Below are 15,663 nucleotides of genomic sequence, written 5' to 3' on the forward strand. Positions count from 1 at the left end.
TGACGTAACGACAATGGCCGCGCAATTACTGCGCGGCAACGGTCAGACGAGCAACACGGTTCGACTTAACAAACCGGCTTAAATCAACCGGATTACCTTGATATTGAATCTGCACTGCAGCAGGTGCGCCGATGGTCAGTTTATAGGGCGCGGTTCCTGCCAGGTTCAGCCGGGTTCCGCCTTTCTGGATACCGCTGAACAAGGTTTTGCCCGTGGCATCCGTCACCTGCAGCCAACAGTCGGCAGAGAAATCCATCACCAACCCATTAGCATCTTCAACCGGTGCGGCAACGGCAGCGTTACCGGTCGGCAACTGCGCCTGCGCAACAGGGGCTGCCGGTGTAGCTTCTGGGATCGACGCCTGGCTTGGTGCCACAACAATCTGTGGAGCCGTTTGCGCCACGCTAGCGGCCGGAGCCTGTTGTGGGGCTGGGGCAGCCGCTGCATTGCTTGTTACCGGAGCGGCGCTATTTTCTGGCGCAGCACCAGTATCCACCGCAGAGGCAGGACCATCACCGTCATTCAAGGGGGCCGACTCACCATCATTACTATGCTGGGAAAGCTGAGCCGATGACTGATCGGCCATCGTCGCAATCTCTTCCTGCTGCACCTTGTGGTTTTGCCACCACCAGGCACCGGTCAGGCCGACGACCACAAACACAATCAGCCAGGTAAAACTCATCAACCAGCCATCACGTTTCTTACGGCGCTTGCCCAGTGAGAAGCTCTGCATCTGAGCCACTTTAGCCACTTTGGCCGGTGCCTGTTTTGCCATCATCGGCAACAGTTCATCTTCTGGTATATGTACCAGTTTGGCGTAGGAGCGGATATAACCACGCACGAAGGTCGAAGCAAGATCGGCAGAAAGCGTGTCACTTTCAATCTCGCGCACGGTAGACATTTTGAGACACAGGCGCTCTGCAACGGCCTGTTGACTCAGCCCGAGCTGTTCACGGGCCTGACGCAGGCGCTCGCCTGTCGTCATAGATACGGTTTTATCTTGGGAGTCTTCAGTATTCATTAGCTAAGAACTGCTGGTACTGTTTGGATTGTGGAAAACTTCGCGCTAACTGCTTGCCATAGCGTTGAACGCTATCCTGACGGCCGGCTAACGCGGCGAAACGAATCTGTAACCATAAACTGTCAGCACTGGCTGGCAGAACATGTTGATAACTATCCAATAAAAGTTGCGACTGTGCGCGTTTCCCTTCTCCAAATTGCTTTTCTGCCTCCACTAACAGTGGAGCACCCTTGTCCGGATCGATCTTCAGCGCCCGCGATAATAACTTGCGCGCTTCATCGTTTTGCCCGGCTTTGAGGAAACAGTAACCTGCATTTTCCAGACTGTCGGCAACCTGGCCGTAATCTGGCGCCAGTGCCGCAGCGCTAAACTGTTGTTGGGCCGGTACATACTGCCCTAAACTACAGAGAAACGCACCGTAATTATTCATGACGGTGCCATTGGCTGGTGCAAGTTTGAGCGCTTGCTGATAACGCTGCTCAGCGGCGGCGTTATCGCCAATCCGCTGAAGGTAAAGTGCCATGCCCAATTGGGTACGATAATCCTGTGGGGCCGCGTCTGCGGCTTTTTCCAGATTCTGCTTCGCCGCCTGCATATCGCCTTGATTCAGATACTCGAGCCCCAGTTGCAAACGCGTCTGGCCCGCCGCGGGTTCGCCTTTCTCCGGCGCCGATGTTGAGCACCCTGCCAGCAAACCGGCTGCCAATAACACACCCCACAGTCTCAGCTTCATGCTTGCACTCATTCCTTATCTGATGTTACCCGATCGCCTGAAGGATTGCTGCTCACATAACAGGCTGTTAGATAACAAAAAAATCATGCTATAGGATTCAGACCGCCCGTACGTTGATAGGTTCCCCAGCCATTCTCTTTTTCAGGGTACGCTTAGTACGATCGATCACCTCACCCGCTAACTGCCCACAGGCTGCATCAATATCGTCGCCACGGGTTTTACGAACAATAGTCGTAAAGCCGTATTCCATCAACACTTTGGAGAAACGGTCTACGCGGCTGTTGGAACTGCGGCCATAAGGGGCACCTGGGAACGGGTTCCACGGGATCAGGTTGATCTTGCAAGGCGTCTCTTTCAGCAGCTCCGCCAGTTGGTGCGCATCGTCAGTGCTGTCGTTGATGTGATCCAACATCACGTACTCAACGGTGACCCGCCCCTGATTGGCATTGGATTTCTCCAGGTAGCGGCGCACCGCGGCCAGGAAGGTTTCGATGTTGTATTTGCGGTTGATCGGCACGATCTCATCACGGATCTTGTCGTTCGGCGCATGCAGCGAGATCGCCAGCGCCACGTCGATCATATCGCCGAGCTTATCCAACGCCGGCACCACGCCAGAAGTCGAGAGGGTAACACGGCGTTTTGACAGGCCGAAACCAAAGTCATCCAGCATGATTTCCATCGCCGGAACCACGTTGTTCAGATTGAGCAAAGGCTCCCCCATTCCCATCATCACCACGTTGGTGATCGGGCGTTGGCCGGTGACTTTCGTGGCACCAATGATTTTGGCCGCACGCCATACCTGGCCAATGATTTCCGACACGCGCAGATTGCGGTTGAAGCCCTGCTGCGCGGTCGAACAGAATTTGCACTCCAGCGCACAGCCCACCTGCGAAGACACGCACAGCGTGGCGCGATCGCCGTCTGGGATATACACGGTCTCAACCTGCTGATCGCCGACTCTGATAGCCCACTTGATGGTACCATCGGCTGAACGCTGTTCTTCCGCCACTTCAGGCGCGCGGATTTCAGCGACGCTCTGCAGCTTGTTGCGCAGCACTTTGTTGATATCGGTCATCTGCTCGAAATCGTCACAGCAGTAGTGGTACATCCACTTCATTACCTGATCGGCCCGGAACGGTTTTTCCCCCATCTTGGCGAAAAACTCACGCATTTGCTGACGGTTCAAATCCAGCAGGTTAATTTTGGCTGCAACAGGTTGTGCCGTGTTAACAGCAGGATCGGTCAGTGAATTATTTTCAGACAAGGTGTGCTCGGACGCGATGGGTTCTAACATAATGATCTCTTGGCCTCGTTGTTACACGTTATGGCTCGAAAGAATGGAAAGTAAGTGTGTCATTCAGGCCCCACAGAGAGAGCGCTAAAAACACGCCCCAGATAAGAGGGCTTACCTGGGGCGCGGCATTGTACAAATTTTATTAACGGGTTTCCACGCCTGAACGGCTTTCACGGCATTTTTATTGTATCTACCGGTAAACAGGCTGCTCTAGCAGGAAAAAACCGCCATTAACGTGGGCAGATTTCGCTTTCGTTGAAGAAGTAGGCGATTTCGCGTTGTGCAGATTCTACAGAGTCAGAACCGTGAACCGCGTTAGCGGTGAAGCTGTCTGCGTAATCAGCACGCAGAGTACCCGCCAGCGCGTTGTCTGGGTTGGTGGCACCCATCAGATCGCGGTTACGCTGTACGGCGTTTTCTGCTTCCAGTACCTGAACCACGATCGGGCCAGAGGTCATGAACTCAACCAGCCCGTCGAAGAAAGGACGGCCTTTGTGCTCAGCGTAGAAGCCTTCGGCTTGTTCACGAGTCAGGCGCAGCATTTTGCAGGCAATGATGCTGAAACCCGCGCGCTCGAAACGAGCATAGATTGCGCCGATGTCATTGTTAGCTACTGAGTTTGGTTTAATGATGGAAAAAGTACGTTGTACAGTCATGGTGGCCTCTATGTGTTCCAAAACAGGCCGGACAAAAGTTGAGATGCCGGCCTTCTCAAGTGGCGCAGATTATATGTGTGCCGTTAACGCTTGCCTACGGGAAAATCAACATTTCATTAAAAAAATTATCCCAATTCCCTATATTCCGCGGCGCCACTTATTTTTCCTCACCGGCCACACTGTTTCGAACGTTTATTGGGTTTTGTCGGTGGACGGAATAATGTTGCGTAACCAACTGCCCCAGCGGCGCTGATAGAACGGCTGTGTGTGGGTGATCAGATAATGACTGACGCCACGTTCTTTGTCTGATACCAGGCAAAAATCGACCGGATCGTCATTCAGCGCGGTGGCGCTGGCAACGCTGCCCGCTTCGTTGATCAAGGCTTCGATCTCGGCCGGTTCACCATCCACTTCCAGGCCGACCAACAGATTGGGTTTTTCATCCAGCGCCCGATCGTGCATCAGCGCCAGAAACGCACGGCGTACCGGTTTACGCTGGCTGAACAGCGTGGTCAATGCATCTACCATCGCCGAAGGATAGATTTCAGGCTGGCCCAGCAGGATTTGGCTGTCTTTATCGACATAGTGTTCCGCCGGTTTCACCACTCCACCAGTAGCCAACAACATGGCGATCTCATCTGGGAAAAATTCTTTGCCGTATTCCGCTTTCGGGTTGAGGAACAATTCCGCCCCCTGGGTGATCTCAAACAGCACCCGCGCTGGCATAGCGATAAAGGGTTGCTCATCCTCCACCGCTTTTTGCAGCGTTTCCAGCGAAGAGAAGAATGGAATAACGCTGCTGCCATCCTGCTTTTCCCAGTGTTGAATATTCACCGGCGTCTCAGCATTCAGCGTGATTTCACCTTCCTGATGCACCTGCTCACTGTCGCCCAGAATGTAAACCGTCGAATCCAACAGTTCACGGAAAAATGCCGGGCGATGTGCCGGTTGCGATACCGCCAGTTTCAGAAGGCGCTCAAGTTGATTTTCGCCTGGAACGGCATCGTCATCATGGTGGTGAGAACTCATTACTTACTCCAATGTATTAAGGGTTCAGCATGCTGAACCCTTAGGGAAAACGTGATTTAAGAAGCGTGCAATTAGTTGGCTTTATTCAGCAGCAGATTAGCCAGCGTGCGCACGCCTAAGCCGGTAGCGCCTGTCGACCACTGCTCAACGGCACCTTTGCGGTAGGTGGCAGAACAGTCGATATGCAACCAACCTTTCTGGTAGTTCTGCACAAAGTGCGACAGGAAGGCCGCTGCGGTACTGGCCCCCGCGCTATGAGCCGCACCGGCCACGTTGTTCAGTTCAGCAAAGTTCGACGGCAGCTGGCTGCGATGGAATTCCGCCAGCGGCAGGCGCCAGAACGGCTCGTGCTCATCGCTGGCACTGGCCAGCAGCTCTTGCGCCAATTCATCATCAAAACTGAACAGAGCATGGTAGTCGTTACCCAGTGCCGTTTTTGCCGCGCCGGTCAAAGTAGCACAATCGATAATCAGCTCAGGGTGTTGCGCACTGGCATCGATCAGGCCATCGGCCAAAACCAGGCGCCCTTCGGCATCAGTGTTCATCACTTCGACGGTTTTGCCGTTACGGTAGCGGATGATATCACCCAGCTTGAACGCGTTACCGCTGACCAGATTATCCGCACAGCACAGGAACAGTTTTACACGCTGTTGCAAGCCACGCGCCACCGCCAATGCCAGCGCACCGGTAATAGTCGCGGCACCGCCCATATCGGATTTCATCGAATCCATAAAGGCGCTTTGTTTCAGGCTATAACCACCGGAGTCAAAGGTAATCCCTTTGCCTACCAGGCAGGCAAACACCGGAGCATCAGGATTGCCGGTCGGGTTGAAATCCAGCGCCAGCAGCACCGGTGAACGATCGGAACCGCGGCCAACGGTGTAGATACCGGCATAATTCTGCTCGCGGAGATCTTCGCCTTTGGTAATACGGTAGCTGACTGCAGCACCGCCAACGTCGCACATCAGATCGACTGCGCGGGTCGCCAACTGCTCTGGCCCCAGTTCTTCCGCAGGAAGATTAATGGTGTCACGCACCCAGTCGATAATCTTCAGTCTTTGTTCCAGTTCGTTACGATCCGCTGCAGGCAATTCAGCCCATTCGACGCTGCGCTGGCCCTTTGGCCCACGGAACCCTTGCCAGAATGCCCAGCTTTGCTCCAGGCCCCAGCCCTCACCGGCCAGTTTCACCTGCTTGATGCCCTGACCGTCAATCTTGCGCGCAGCACGCTGGATCGCGCCCAACTTACCATTACCGATCAGATGGATAGTCATGCCGTCGTTATTGGTACTCAGCAGCGCCTTTTCCCCCCAACGCGCATCGGCGGCATCATGGGACAGCGTGATCTGCATGATTTCTGTTGTCATAGCCTTACTCCAGTCCGGATTATTCTTTTATTAATCGTATTGGATACAATATAAACGGGCCGCCAATGGCAGCCCGTTATGCTATTTACTCCGCTTCATCTAACCAGACCAGCAGGATCGCTTCCAGTATTTTCTCGTTGGAAGCCTGTGGATCATCGTCGAATTCTTCCAGATCGCAGATCCACTGGTGCATATCGGTAAAACGTACGGTTTTCGGATCGGTATCCGGGTATTGATCGTAAAGGGCTTCGCCGATTTCACGGCTGTCGGTCCACTTTAGTCCCATTATAATAACCTCCTCAGAGAAAGTGCTTCAGTAGGCGTAGCGAGCGAAAGCAGTTTTGCCATGGACAGCGCGGAGAAACCGGAGCGTACACATAGTACGTGAGGATTCCGAGCACTGCCCTAGGCTAAAATGCTGAGCGCAGTAGCCTAATGAGGTACTTTCTAGTGCTCACGCGCGTGGTTGATGGTATAGCGCGGCATTTCAACCACCAGATCTTCATCGGTGACGCGCGCCTGGCAGCTCAGGCGGCTTTCTGGCTCCAGCCCCCAGGCTTTGTCCAGCATGTCATCTTCCAGCTCACTGCTTTCTGCCAGCGAATCAAAACCTTCACGCACGATGCAGTGGCAGGTGGTACAGGCGCAGGATTTCTCGCAGGCGTGTTCGATTTCAATCCCGTTACGCAGCGCGACGTTGAGAATGGTTTCCCCTTTCTCCGCTTCCAATACTGCTCCCTCCGGGCATAAATCCTGATGGGGCAGGAAAACAATTTTTGGCATGGTTAAACCTCATCCACAGAATGGCCAGCCAGCGCACGGCGAATGGAAGCATCCATGCGGCGCGCGGCAAAATCTTGAGTTGTTGCATCGACTATTTTTATGGCGGCTTCGATCGCAGCAGGATCGCTGCCCTGCATCGCCTGCTGCAAATCTGCCACCGCAGCGTCGATCGCCTGGCGTTCTTCATCACTCAGCAGAGCAGCATCGCTCGCCAATGCCCCTTGCAGGCTTTCTAACACGCGTGAAGCATCCACCCGCTGTTCCGCCAGCATGCGCGCGCCGATATCGCCTTGCGCATTCGCCATAGAGTCTTTGATCATGTCGGCAATTTCGGCATCAGAAAGCCCATAAGAAGGCTTCACTTGGATCGAAGCTTCGACGCCGGTGGATTTTTCCATCGCCGTGACGCTGAGCAGGCCATCGGCATCCACCTGGAAGGTGACGCGAATATGCGCCCCGCCGGCAGGCAACGGCGGCAAACCGCGCAGTGTGAAACGTGCCAGAGAACGGCAGTCCGGCACCAGCTCACGTTCCCCTTGCAGTACGTGGATCATCATCGCGCTCTGGCCGTCTTTAAAGGTGGTGAATTCTTGCGCACGTGCCACAGGAATGGTGGTGTTACGTGGGATCACTTTCTCCACCAGGCCCCCCATGGTTTCCAAGCCCAGCGACAGCGGGATCACGTCCAGCAGCAGCATCTCGCTGTCCGGCTTGTTACCCACCAGAATATCCGCCTGGATCGCGGCACCCACCGCCACCACTTTATCGGGATCGATTGAGGTCAGCGGCGTGCGGCCAAAAAACTCGCCCACTTGCTCACGCACCAACGGCACGCGAGTAGAACCCCCGACCATCACCACTTCCAGCACCTCATCGGCGCTGACGCCAGCATCTTTCAGCGCACGGCGGCAGGCCATCAAGGTACGTTTTACCCATGGAGCAATCAGGGATTCAAATTGCTCACGGGTCACTTCGCCTTGCCAGCCAGCCACTTCTACACGGGCGCTTGGCGCATCGCTCAGGGCGATTTTGGCGGCGATTGCCGCATCCAGCAGTTGACGCTGCACGCTGTGATCGTGGCGTGAGGCTACGCCCGCTTGCTCACGCAGCCAGTCGGCCAACAGATGATCGAAATCATCACCGCCCAGCGCTGAATCACCGCCGGTTGCCAGCACTTCAAACACGCCACGGCTGAGGCGCAAAATAGAGATATCGAAAGTGCCACCGCCCAGATCGTAAACGGCAATCACCCCTTCCTGACCGGAGTCTAATCCGTAAGCGATCGCCGCGGCGGTAGGTTCATTCAACAGGCGCAGCACGTGCAAACCCGCCAGACGCGCGGCGTCTTTAGTGCCCTGGCGCTGTGCATCGTCGAAATAAGCCGGAACGGTGATCACTACGCCATCAAGTTCGCCAGCTAAGGCCGCGCTTGCCCGTGCAGCCAAGGCCTTGAGGATATCGGCAGACACCCCGACCGGGTTCATCAGGCCAGCGGCGGTCACGATCATCGGCAGGCCGTTGTCGCTGGCCTGAAACTGATAGGGTAAATTCGGATAACGCTGCTGTACGTCGGCCAGAGAGCGGCCCATCATGCGTTTGATTGAGCTGATGGTGTTCGCCGGATCCTGTGCCGCCTGCGCGCGCGCGGCCCAGCCTACCTGATGTGCTTCTGCCTGGTAATGCACGACAGAAGGCAGCAAAACGCGCCCTTGCTCATCAGCCAGCGTTTCCGCCTGCCCGCTGCGCACGGTCGCCACCAGCGAGTTGGTGGTGCCTAAATCGATCCCGGCGGCCAAACGGCGCTGATGTGGAGCGGCGCTGAGACCCGGTTCACTAATTTGTAATAAGGCCATGTTAGGGAGCTTCCACAATCAAAATGTATTACTCAAAACCCAGCAATTTTTCTTCGAGTTGTTCAACCTGCTGCTGAAGTTTGTCCAAAAAACGTAATTTACGCACGCTATCAGCGGCTTGCGGCCACTGCTCGTTATCCAGTTCCTGCACCATCTGCGCACTGCGCCGCTTAAATGCCTCGCTCAGGCGCGCGGCGAAAGCCGTGAGCGCGCTTTCCGCATCGGGCTGGCGTTCAATCGCATCCAGCTCTTCACGCAGTTCCAACTGCTCCATCAGAAACGCGGTATCACGCATCGTGTGCTGCTCGTTGCGCAAATCAAAGCCGTGCAAAGATAACATATACTCCGCGCGTTTTAACGGGTGCTTCAGCGAGTGGTAGGCTTCATTGATGGTTGCCGCCTGCTGCAACGCCATCAGGCGTTCACGTTCAGGCTGGAGGGCATTGCGATCGGGATGAAATTGGCGCTGCAAGTCCTGGTAGCGCGAGGTCAGCAAGCTACCGTCCACGCTATAGCGAACCGGTAGCCCGAATAAAGTAAAGTAATCCATAGCGTGCTCTGGGCGTTATCGTGATGGTTAAGGTTCCCCCGCGCTGCGGGGGAGCACGATGGAGTGTCAGACGTTGAAACTTTCGCCGCAGCCACACTCGCTTGAGACGTTCGGGTTGTTGAACTTGAAACCTTCGTTCAGGCCTTCCTTGACGAAATCAAGTTCAGTGCCATCAAGGTAGACCAGGCTCTTGCCGTCAATGATCACCTTGACACCTTTGTCTTCAAAAACGATGTCGTCATCGTTCGTTTCATCAACAAATTCGAGCACATACGCCATCCCGGAACAGCCAGAAGTCCGCACTCCCAAGCGCAAGCCAAGACCTTTGCCACGGTGATTCAAAAACGCCTGAACACGCTGTGCAGCGCTGTCGCTCATAGTAATCGACATAACAACCTCACACTCAATATACCCTCCGGCTTTCACCCATGCCGCCGTTAACGGCGGCTGGAAATCGATCGGGTATCACTCAAAAAATTACTTAGCGCTGTGTTTGCTTTTGTAGTCGGCAATGGCTGCTTTGATGGCGTCTTCGGCCAGGATCGAGCAGTGAATTTTAACCGGCGGCAACTCCAGCTCTTCGGCGATCTGGGTATTTTTGATCGCTTCAGCCTGATCAAGCGACTTGCCTTTCATCCATTCGGTCACCAGCGAGCTGGAGGCGATAGCAGAACCGCAGCCGTAAGTTTTGAAACGGGCATCTTCGATAATGCCTTCGTTGTTGACCTTGATCTGCAGCTTCATCACGTCGCCGCAGGCCGGAGCCCCGACCATGCCGCTACCGACGGTAGGATCTTCGTTGTCAAAGGATCCCACGTTACGTGGGTTTTCGTAGTGATCGATTACTTTTTCGCTGTAAGCCATGACGTTGCTCCTGAATCCTGAGAATTAATGATGTGCCCATTCGATGCTGTTGATATCCACGCCCTGCTTGAACATTTCCCACAGCGGGGAGAGATCGCGCAGACGGCCGATGGATTTACGCACCAGCGAAATGGTGTAGTCGATCTCTTCTTCCGTGGTGAAACGCCCCAGAGAGAAACGGATCGAGCTGTGCGCTAACTCATCACTCATACCCAGCGCACGCAGCACATAGGAAGGTTCAAGGCTGGCAGAAGTACAGGCAGAACCTGAAGAAACCGCCAGATCTTTCAGCGCCATGATCAGCGACTCACCTTCAACATAGTTAAAGCTGACGTTGAGAATGTTCGGAGCACCCTGCTCCAGATCGCCGTTCAGATACACTTCTTCCATATCTTTCACGCCGTTCCACAGACGATCGCGCAAGGTACGCAAGCGCGCCATCTCACTCGCCATTTCTTCTTTGGCAATGCGATAGGCTTCGCCCATGCCGACGATCTGGTGAACTGGCAAGGTGCCGGAACGCATGCCGCGCTCATGGCCACCGCCGTGGATCTGGGCTTCGATACGGATACGCGGCTTACGACGCACGTACAGCGCACCGATACCTTTCGGGCCGTAGATCTTGTGACCTGAGAAAGACATCAGATCGACTTTCAGTTTACTCAGATCGATCGGTAATTTACCCACGCTCTGGGTAGCATCCACATGGTAGATGATACCGCGCGCACGGCACATTTCGCCGATGGCTTCGATATCCTGCACTACGCCGATTTCGTTGTTCACATGCATGATGGAAACCAGAATAGTGTCTTCACGCATCGCTGCTTCGAGTTCTTTGAGGTCGATAATCCCGTTGCTCTGCGGTGCCAGGTAGGTGACTTCAAAACCTTCGCGCTCAAGCTGGCGGCAGGTGTCCAGCACCGCTTTATGTTCGGTTTTGCTGGTGATGACGTGCTTGCCTTTCTTCTGATAAAAATTGGCTGCGCCTTTGATCGCCAGGTTATCGGATTCGGTAGCCCCAGAAGTGAACACGATCTCACGTGGGTCAGCGCCAACCAGTTCAGCGATCTGGTTGCGGGCGATATCGACCGCTTCTTCCGCCTGCCACCCGAAACGGTGGGAGCGGGAGGCTGGGTTGCCGAAAGTACCGTCCAGGGTCAAAAACTGCATCATCTTCTCAGCAACACGCGGATCGACCGGAGTGGTTGCCGAGTAGTCCAGATAAATCGGTAATTTCATTGCTCTTGTGCTCCGTACATCACTTCCAAAAACGAATAAATTTATCGCCAGCTGCTTATGCGCGCAGATTAACGTTGATCGTTTCTTGCACTCGGCCATTGGCCGTTCGGCGCGTATCGTTATTTTGACGATCTGCCACGTCCAGCACTTCCTGGTTGTTGACCAGTTCAGCCAGCGTAATGTTATTCAGGAACCCGCTGATGCGCTCGCTCAGATCGCGCCACAGGGTATGGGTCAGACAACGATCGCCGCCCTGGCAGCCTTCTTTGCCCTGGCAACGGGTAGCGTCTACCGACTCATCAACGGCCGTGATCACCGCGCCTACCGCGATCTCACCCGCGTTTCTGCCCAGCAGATAACCACCGCCCGGCCCGCGTACGCTGGCCACCAGGCCATTCTTACGCAGACGGGAAAATAATTGTTCCAGATAAGAGAGCGAGATACCCTGGCGTTCAGAAATATCCGCCAATGGTACTGGCCCTTCCTGGGAATGCAATGCTACGTCGAGCATGGCGGTTACGGCATAACGGCCTTTGGATGTCAGTCTCATAGCTAAATGGTTACCTGTTGGTCAAACATGGCCGAAAGTTTGACATTCCTGAGTAATACAGTCAACTATTTAACCTAGTAATTTACTCAAGTATTAGTCCATTTTGTGCTTTGCTGAATCTAATGCATATAAAATGCATCTTATAACCATCGGATAAATAATGCTATTGCTCAAGCGGCATGACCATTAATTACCTTGATGTTTATCCTGTTTTTCGATCGACGTCAGCATCCCACGCAAAATATTCAGCTCTTGCGCTTCTGGGCGTGCCCGGGTAAATAAACGCCGCAAACGGCTCATCACCTGCCCCGGATGTGTAGCACGGATAAAGCCGGTATGCAGCAGCGTCTGCTCCAGGTGCTGATAAAAACGCTCAAGATCGTCCACCAGCGGATAAGGTGCCTCTTCCTGCGGCGGAACGCCCTGCTGCTGGCGCGCAAGATAAGCAACGCGCACTTCATATGCCAGGATCTGCACCGCCATCGCCAGATTCAACGAGCTGTAATGCGGGTTGGCTGGAATGGCCACATGATAATGACATTTCTGCAATTCATCATTGGTTAAGCCGACACGCTCACGGCCAAACACCAGGGCAACCGGCCCCTGCTCCCCTTCCTGTATGGCACGCTCACCGCATTCACGGGGTTCCAGCATCGGCCAAGGCAAGGTACGCGAACGCGCACTGGTGCCCACGACCAGGCTGCAACCGGCAATCGCTTCATCAAAGGTATCAACGAGGGTGGCATTACCAATAACATCGCTGGCACCCGCCGCCAGCGCGATCGCCTGTGAGTCCGGCTTCACCAACGGATTAACCAGATAAAGATTGGTTAACCCCATGGTTTTCATCGCACGGGCAGTCGAGCCCATGTTACCGGTATGGGAGGTTTCAACCAGGATAATGCGGATATTGTGCAGCATACAAACTCTGAGCGTAGCGGAAAATCGTAGCATTCTAACACAGCTATATCGCCAAAATCATTCGAGTTGCATCGAAGCGGCAATACAGTGAAGGCCCAGGAGCTTGCTCAAGTCAGTGACAGGGGTGAACAAGGATGCCAACAAAGAGGCAGCGTGAAGGATGAAGGGGATTAGGTATTTTGCCGAACACCTGCTATACTCCGCGCCGTTTCCTGTTCTTTAACATCCTGTGGAAGATACCCATGCATCCGATGCTGACTATCGCCGTGCGCGCTGCGCGCAAGGCCGGTAACCTGATTGTCAAAAATTACGAAACCCCAGACGCTGTAGAAGCGACACAAAAAGGGTCAAACGACTTTGTCACTAACGTCGATCGCGATGCAGAGCATCTGATCATCGACATCATCCGTAAATCTTACCCACAACACACCATCATTGGTGAAGAGTGCGGTGAATTAACCGGCGTTGATCAGGACGTACAATGGGTAATTGATCCACTGGATGGCACCGCCAACTTCATCAAACGTTTCCCCCATTTCTCAGTATCTATCGCCGTGCGCATCAAAGGCCGCACCGAAGTTGCGGTAGTCTACGATCCAATGCGTAATGAACTGTTCACCGCCACCCGTGGCCAGGGCGCACAGCTCAACGGTTACCGTCTGCGCGGCACCAATGCCAAAGATCTGGATGGCACCATTCTTGCCACTGGCTTCCCATTCAAAGTTAAACAGCATGCACCGGCGTACATCAATGTGCTGGGTAAACTGTTCACCCAATGTGCCGACTTCCGCCGCACCGGTTCTGCAGCGCTGGATCTGGCTTACGTTGCCGCCGGCCGCGTTGACGGCTTCTTTGAGATCGGCCTGAAGCCTTGGGATTTCGCCGCTGGTGAACTGCTGGTTCGCGAGTCTGGCGGCCTGGTGACCGATTTTGTTGGTGGCCACAACCACCTGAGCTCAGGCAACGTGGTTGCCGGTAACCCGCGTGTAGTGAAGGCGTTGCTGTCTGCCATGCGTGAAGAGTTGAGCGAAGCGCTGAAGCGCTAAGATCGCGGGTTCAACTGACTGAACGATCGGGAAAACGCTGCACACGCAGCGTTTTTTATGCCCGCTAACGGGCGAAAGGACGGATGCCGCCTCCCAATTCCGGCTGCGCGCTAACGTAGAGCAACACTCCGGCGAATAACAGGATAAGCCCGCCAGCCAACGCCAACGCTCCCCAGGCCAGCGCGCTCCAAGCCGTTGGCGCACGTTGGCGGCTGATACGCATCGCCAGTTTGCGGCTGTAATGCACAAACAACGCCAGTGCAGAAATGGTTAACGATGTGCCAAGGGCCATCGCCAGCGCCGAAAGAATGCCCCAGGTAAATACGCCAATCACCTTAGAAAACAGCAACACCAGAATTGCGCCGGAACATGGCCGCATGCCCATCGCCAGCACGATCGCCGTTCGGGTGCGCCAATCATTACCCGCCTGCAGTTCAGCATCACTGGGTAAATGCCGATGCCCGCAACCACAGTGAGCACTGTGAACATGTTCGGCTGGCAGCGGTTGGAAACTGCTAATACGCAGCGCAGGCGCTGGCCGCATGGCTTTCACTGCCTGATATAAACGTTTCAGCGCCCGCCAGCTCAGCAATCCCCCCAGCAACATCACCAGAATAAAGCTGCCTTTCTCCAGCCAGAAACTGCTTTGATGCAGTTGACGCGATGAGAGCTGCAACACCACCAGTAGCAACGTAACCAAAGCAATCGCCACCACCCCTTGCAGCAGAGAAGCGGCAAACGTCAGCTGCAAGCTGCTTTTCAGCCGCGTCGGATGGGTTGCCAGATAAGTGGCGATCACCACCTTGCCGTGGCCCGGCCCGAGCGCATGCAGCACACCGTAACTCAAGCTGAACAGCATCAATGCCAGCCCGGCCTGCTGCGGCGTTGCTTTAACCTGTTGCAACAAGGCGGCCATTTGCTGATGCAGCTCTTTTTGCCACACCACGCTTTGCGTCAACAACTGGGGCCAATACTGCCACGCCAGTTGCGCACCTGCCGCCAAAGCGATAAACAGCAACCACAGTGGCCACAGGCTAAACAGCCAATGGCGTTTAGCAGGCGGAATGAGGTTTACTGACATTGCAACGTCACCCGCTGCGCAAACTGCTGCCCCAGCGCCAGATCTTCAGCAGGGGCATCGTTTTTATCGAGAGATAAAGCATAAGCCTGCAATGATGAATCCGGCTTTGGCGTAACCAGGCTGAATTTGCACCGCTGAGCCATGTCTGGCGGCAAGTGCAGCGCTTGCTTATCCTGATAGGCCATATCGACAAAATAGGTCGGATCGTAGGTGGAAATCTCAAACGGCTTACCGGCCAACGCCTGCGGTTCGGCCAGCGGCAACACAAACTCCAACACGGCTTTATGCCCCTGACGAGAAAGATGGTATTCCGTCGGCAAATTCAGATACTTCACCGGTTTACCGTCGCGATAAATATCGGTGAAATAGTGCTGCCCCAGCACGTTGGCCATCACCTCTGCCGCCAGTTTCTTCCAGATTTCCGAGTCGCTTTTGGCATTTTCTGCGTCATACAGCAGATCTGCCGAGGTGATTTCATCCATAACCCAAACCATTTTCAAACCGACCAGTTTCTGATCTTTCGCCACAAAGGTGGTGTTCATATCGATAAAACTGTGTGGGTGGGCCAACACACCCACGCTGCACAAGCTTAACAAACCGGCCAACAGGCCACGTAGTTTCATCATCAAATCATACTCATTCTTGTTATAAAGTAACATAAACCACGCTTCAACGA

Annotated in this window: 18 protein-coding genes; 1 reads left to right on the plus strand and 17 read right to left on the minus strand. The window is 54.5% G+C overall.

Annotation, left to right across the window (positions count from 1 at the left end):
* Positions 1-25: 25 nt before the first annotated feature.
* The 15 genes from rodZ to trmJ form a co-directional block, all read right to left on the minus strand.
* Complete coding sequence (gene rodZ / locus WG891_RS20950) at positions 26-1,021, minus strand: cytoskeleton protein RodZ (protein ID WP_337264588.1); 996 nt, start codon at positions 1,019-1,021, stop codon at positions 26-28.
* A complete protein-coding gene (gene pilW, locus WG891_RS20955) occupies positions 1,011-1,754 on the minus strand; it encodes a type IV pilus biogenesis/stability protein PilW (RefSeq protein WP_156293393.1) in 744 nt (247 codons plus the stop codon). The genes rodZ and pilW overlap by 11 nt, the downstream gene beginning before the upstream one ends.
* Before the next feature lie 97 nt (positions 1,755-1,851).
* Positions 1,852-3,048: a bifunctional tRNA (adenosine(37)-C2)-methyltransferase TrmG/ribosomal RNA large subunit methyltransferase RlmN gene (locus WG891_RS20960; protein WP_337264589.1), complete on the minus strand. Its 1,197-nt coding sequence runs from the start codon at positions 3,046-3,048 to the stop codon at positions 1,852-1,854.
* 230 nt (positions 3,049-3,278) lie between these two features.
* Positions 3,279-3,704, minus strand: a complete 426-nt coding sequence (gene ndk / locus WG891_RS20965; protein WP_076942757.1) for a nucleoside-diphosphate kinase — start codon at positions 3,702-3,704, stop codon at positions 3,279-3,281.
* A 192-nt stretch (positions 3,705-3,896) separates the two neighbouring features.
* Positions 3,897-4,733: an enhanced serine sensitivity protein SseB gene (sseB, locus tag WG891_RS20970; protein ID WP_337264590.1), complete on the minus strand. Its 837-nt coding sequence runs from the start codon at positions 4,731-4,733 to the stop codon at positions 3,897-3,899.
* A gap of 71 nt (positions 4,734-4,804) precedes the next feature.
* Positions 4,805-6,100 (minus strand): aminopeptidase PepB, encoded by a 1,296-nt coding sequence (gene pepB / locus WG891_RS20975; RefSeq protein WP_337264591.1) that lies wholly within the window; start codon positions 6,098-6,100, stop codon positions 4,805-4,807.
* Between the two features lie 85 nt (positions 6,101-6,185).
* The gene (gene iscX / locus WG891_RS20980; protein ID WP_006327336.1) at positions 6,186-6,386 is read right to left on the minus strand and encodes a Fe-S cluster assembly protein IscX; all 201 of its coding nucleotides are present in this window, start codon (positions 6,384-6,386) and stop codon (positions 6,186-6,188) included.
* Positions 6,387-6,547: 161 nt separating this feature from the next.
* Positions 6,548-6,883 (minus strand): ISC system 2Fe-2S type ferredoxin, encoded by a 336-nt coding sequence (gene fdx / locus WG891_RS20985; RefSeq protein WP_337264592.1) that lies wholly within the window; start codon positions 6,881-6,883, stop codon positions 6,548-6,550.
* Between the two features lie 2 nt (positions 6,884-6,885).
* Positions 6,886-8,736 (minus strand): Fe-S protein assembly chaperone HscA, encoded by a 1,851-nt coding sequence (gene hscA, locus WG891_RS20990; RefSeq protein WP_337264593.1) that lies wholly within the window; start codon positions 8,734-8,736, stop codon positions 6,886-6,888.
* Between the two features lie 28 nt (positions 8,737-8,764).
* The gene (hscB, locus tag WG891_RS20995) at positions 8,765-9,286 is read right to left on the minus strand and encodes a co-chaperone HscB (protein ID WP_337264594.1); all 522 of its coding nucleotides are present in this window, start codon (positions 9,284-9,286) and stop codon (positions 8,765-8,767) included.
* A gap of 66 nt (positions 9,287-9,352) precedes the next feature.
* On the minus strand, positions 9,353-9,676 hold the full coding sequence (gene iscA, locus WG891_RS21000) for an iron-sulfur cluster assembly protein IscA (RefSeq protein ID WP_024913153.1): 324 nt from the start codon (positions 9,674-9,676) through the stop codon (positions 9,353-9,355).
* An 87-nt stretch (positions 9,677-9,763) separates the two neighbouring features.
* The gene (gene iscU / locus WG891_RS21005) at positions 9,764-10,150 is read right to left on the minus strand and encodes a Fe-S cluster assembly scaffold IscU (RefSeq protein WP_004952090.1); all 387 of its coding nucleotides are present in this window, start codon (positions 10,148-10,150) and stop codon (positions 9,764-9,766) included.
* Between the two features lie 24 nt (positions 10,151-10,174).
* Positions 10,175-11,389, minus strand: coding sequence for a cysteine desulfurase (gene iscS / locus WG891_RS21010; RefSeq protein WP_337264595.1), 1,215 nt, complete (start codon positions 11,387-11,389; stop codon positions 10,175-10,177).
* A 55-nt stretch (positions 11,390-11,444) separates the two neighbouring features.
* Positions 11,445-11,939, minus strand: a complete 495-nt coding sequence (iscR, locus tag WG891_RS21015) for a Fe-S cluster assembly transcriptional regulator IscR (protein WP_337264596.1) — start codon at positions 11,937-11,939, stop codon at positions 11,445-11,447.
* A gap of 186 nt (positions 11,940-12,125) precedes the next feature.
* Positions 12,126-12,860 (minus strand): tRNA (cytosine(32)/uridine(32)-2'-O)-methyltransferase TrmJ, encoded by a 735-nt coding sequence (trmJ, locus tag WG891_RS21020; protein ID WP_337264597.1) that lies wholly within the window; start codon positions 12,858-12,860, stop codon positions 12,126-12,128.
* A 242-nt stretch (positions 12,861-13,102) separates the two neighbouring features.
* Between trmJ and suhB the strand changes: the two genes are divergently transcribed.
* On the plus strand, positions 13,103-13,906 hold the full coding sequence (suhB, locus tag WG891_RS21025) for an inositol-1-monophosphatase (protein WP_156293388.1): 804 nt from the start codon (positions 13,103-13,105) through the stop codon (positions 13,904-13,906).
* Between the two features lie 64 nt (positions 13,907-13,970).
* Here the strand turns inward: suhB and WG891_RS21030 are convergent, their stop codons facing one another.
* Both WG891_RS21030 and WG891_RS21035 read right to left on the minus strand, forming a co-directional pair.
* Positions 13,971-14,987, minus strand: coding sequence for a nickel/cobalt transporter (locus tag WG891_RS21030; RefSeq protein WP_337264598.1), 1,017 nt, complete (start codon positions 14,985-14,987; stop codon positions 13,971-13,973).
* Positions 14,978-15,646 carry a DUF1007 family protein gene (locus tag WG891_RS21035; RefSeq protein WP_337264599.1) on the minus strand — a complete coding sequence of 223 codons (669 nt, stop codon included), beginning with the start codon at positions 15,644-15,646 and terminating at the stop codon, positions 14,978-14,980. Before WG891_RS21035 ends, WG891_RS21030 begins: the two co-directional genes overlap by 10 nt.
* Positions 15,647-15,663 lie beyond the last annotated feature (17 nt).

Origin of the sequence: Serratia sp. MMO-28 (assembly GCF_037199905.1) — a bacterium.
GTDB lineage: Bacteria > Pseudomonadota > Gammaproteobacteria > Enterobacterales > Enterobacteriaceae > Chania > Chania oryzae.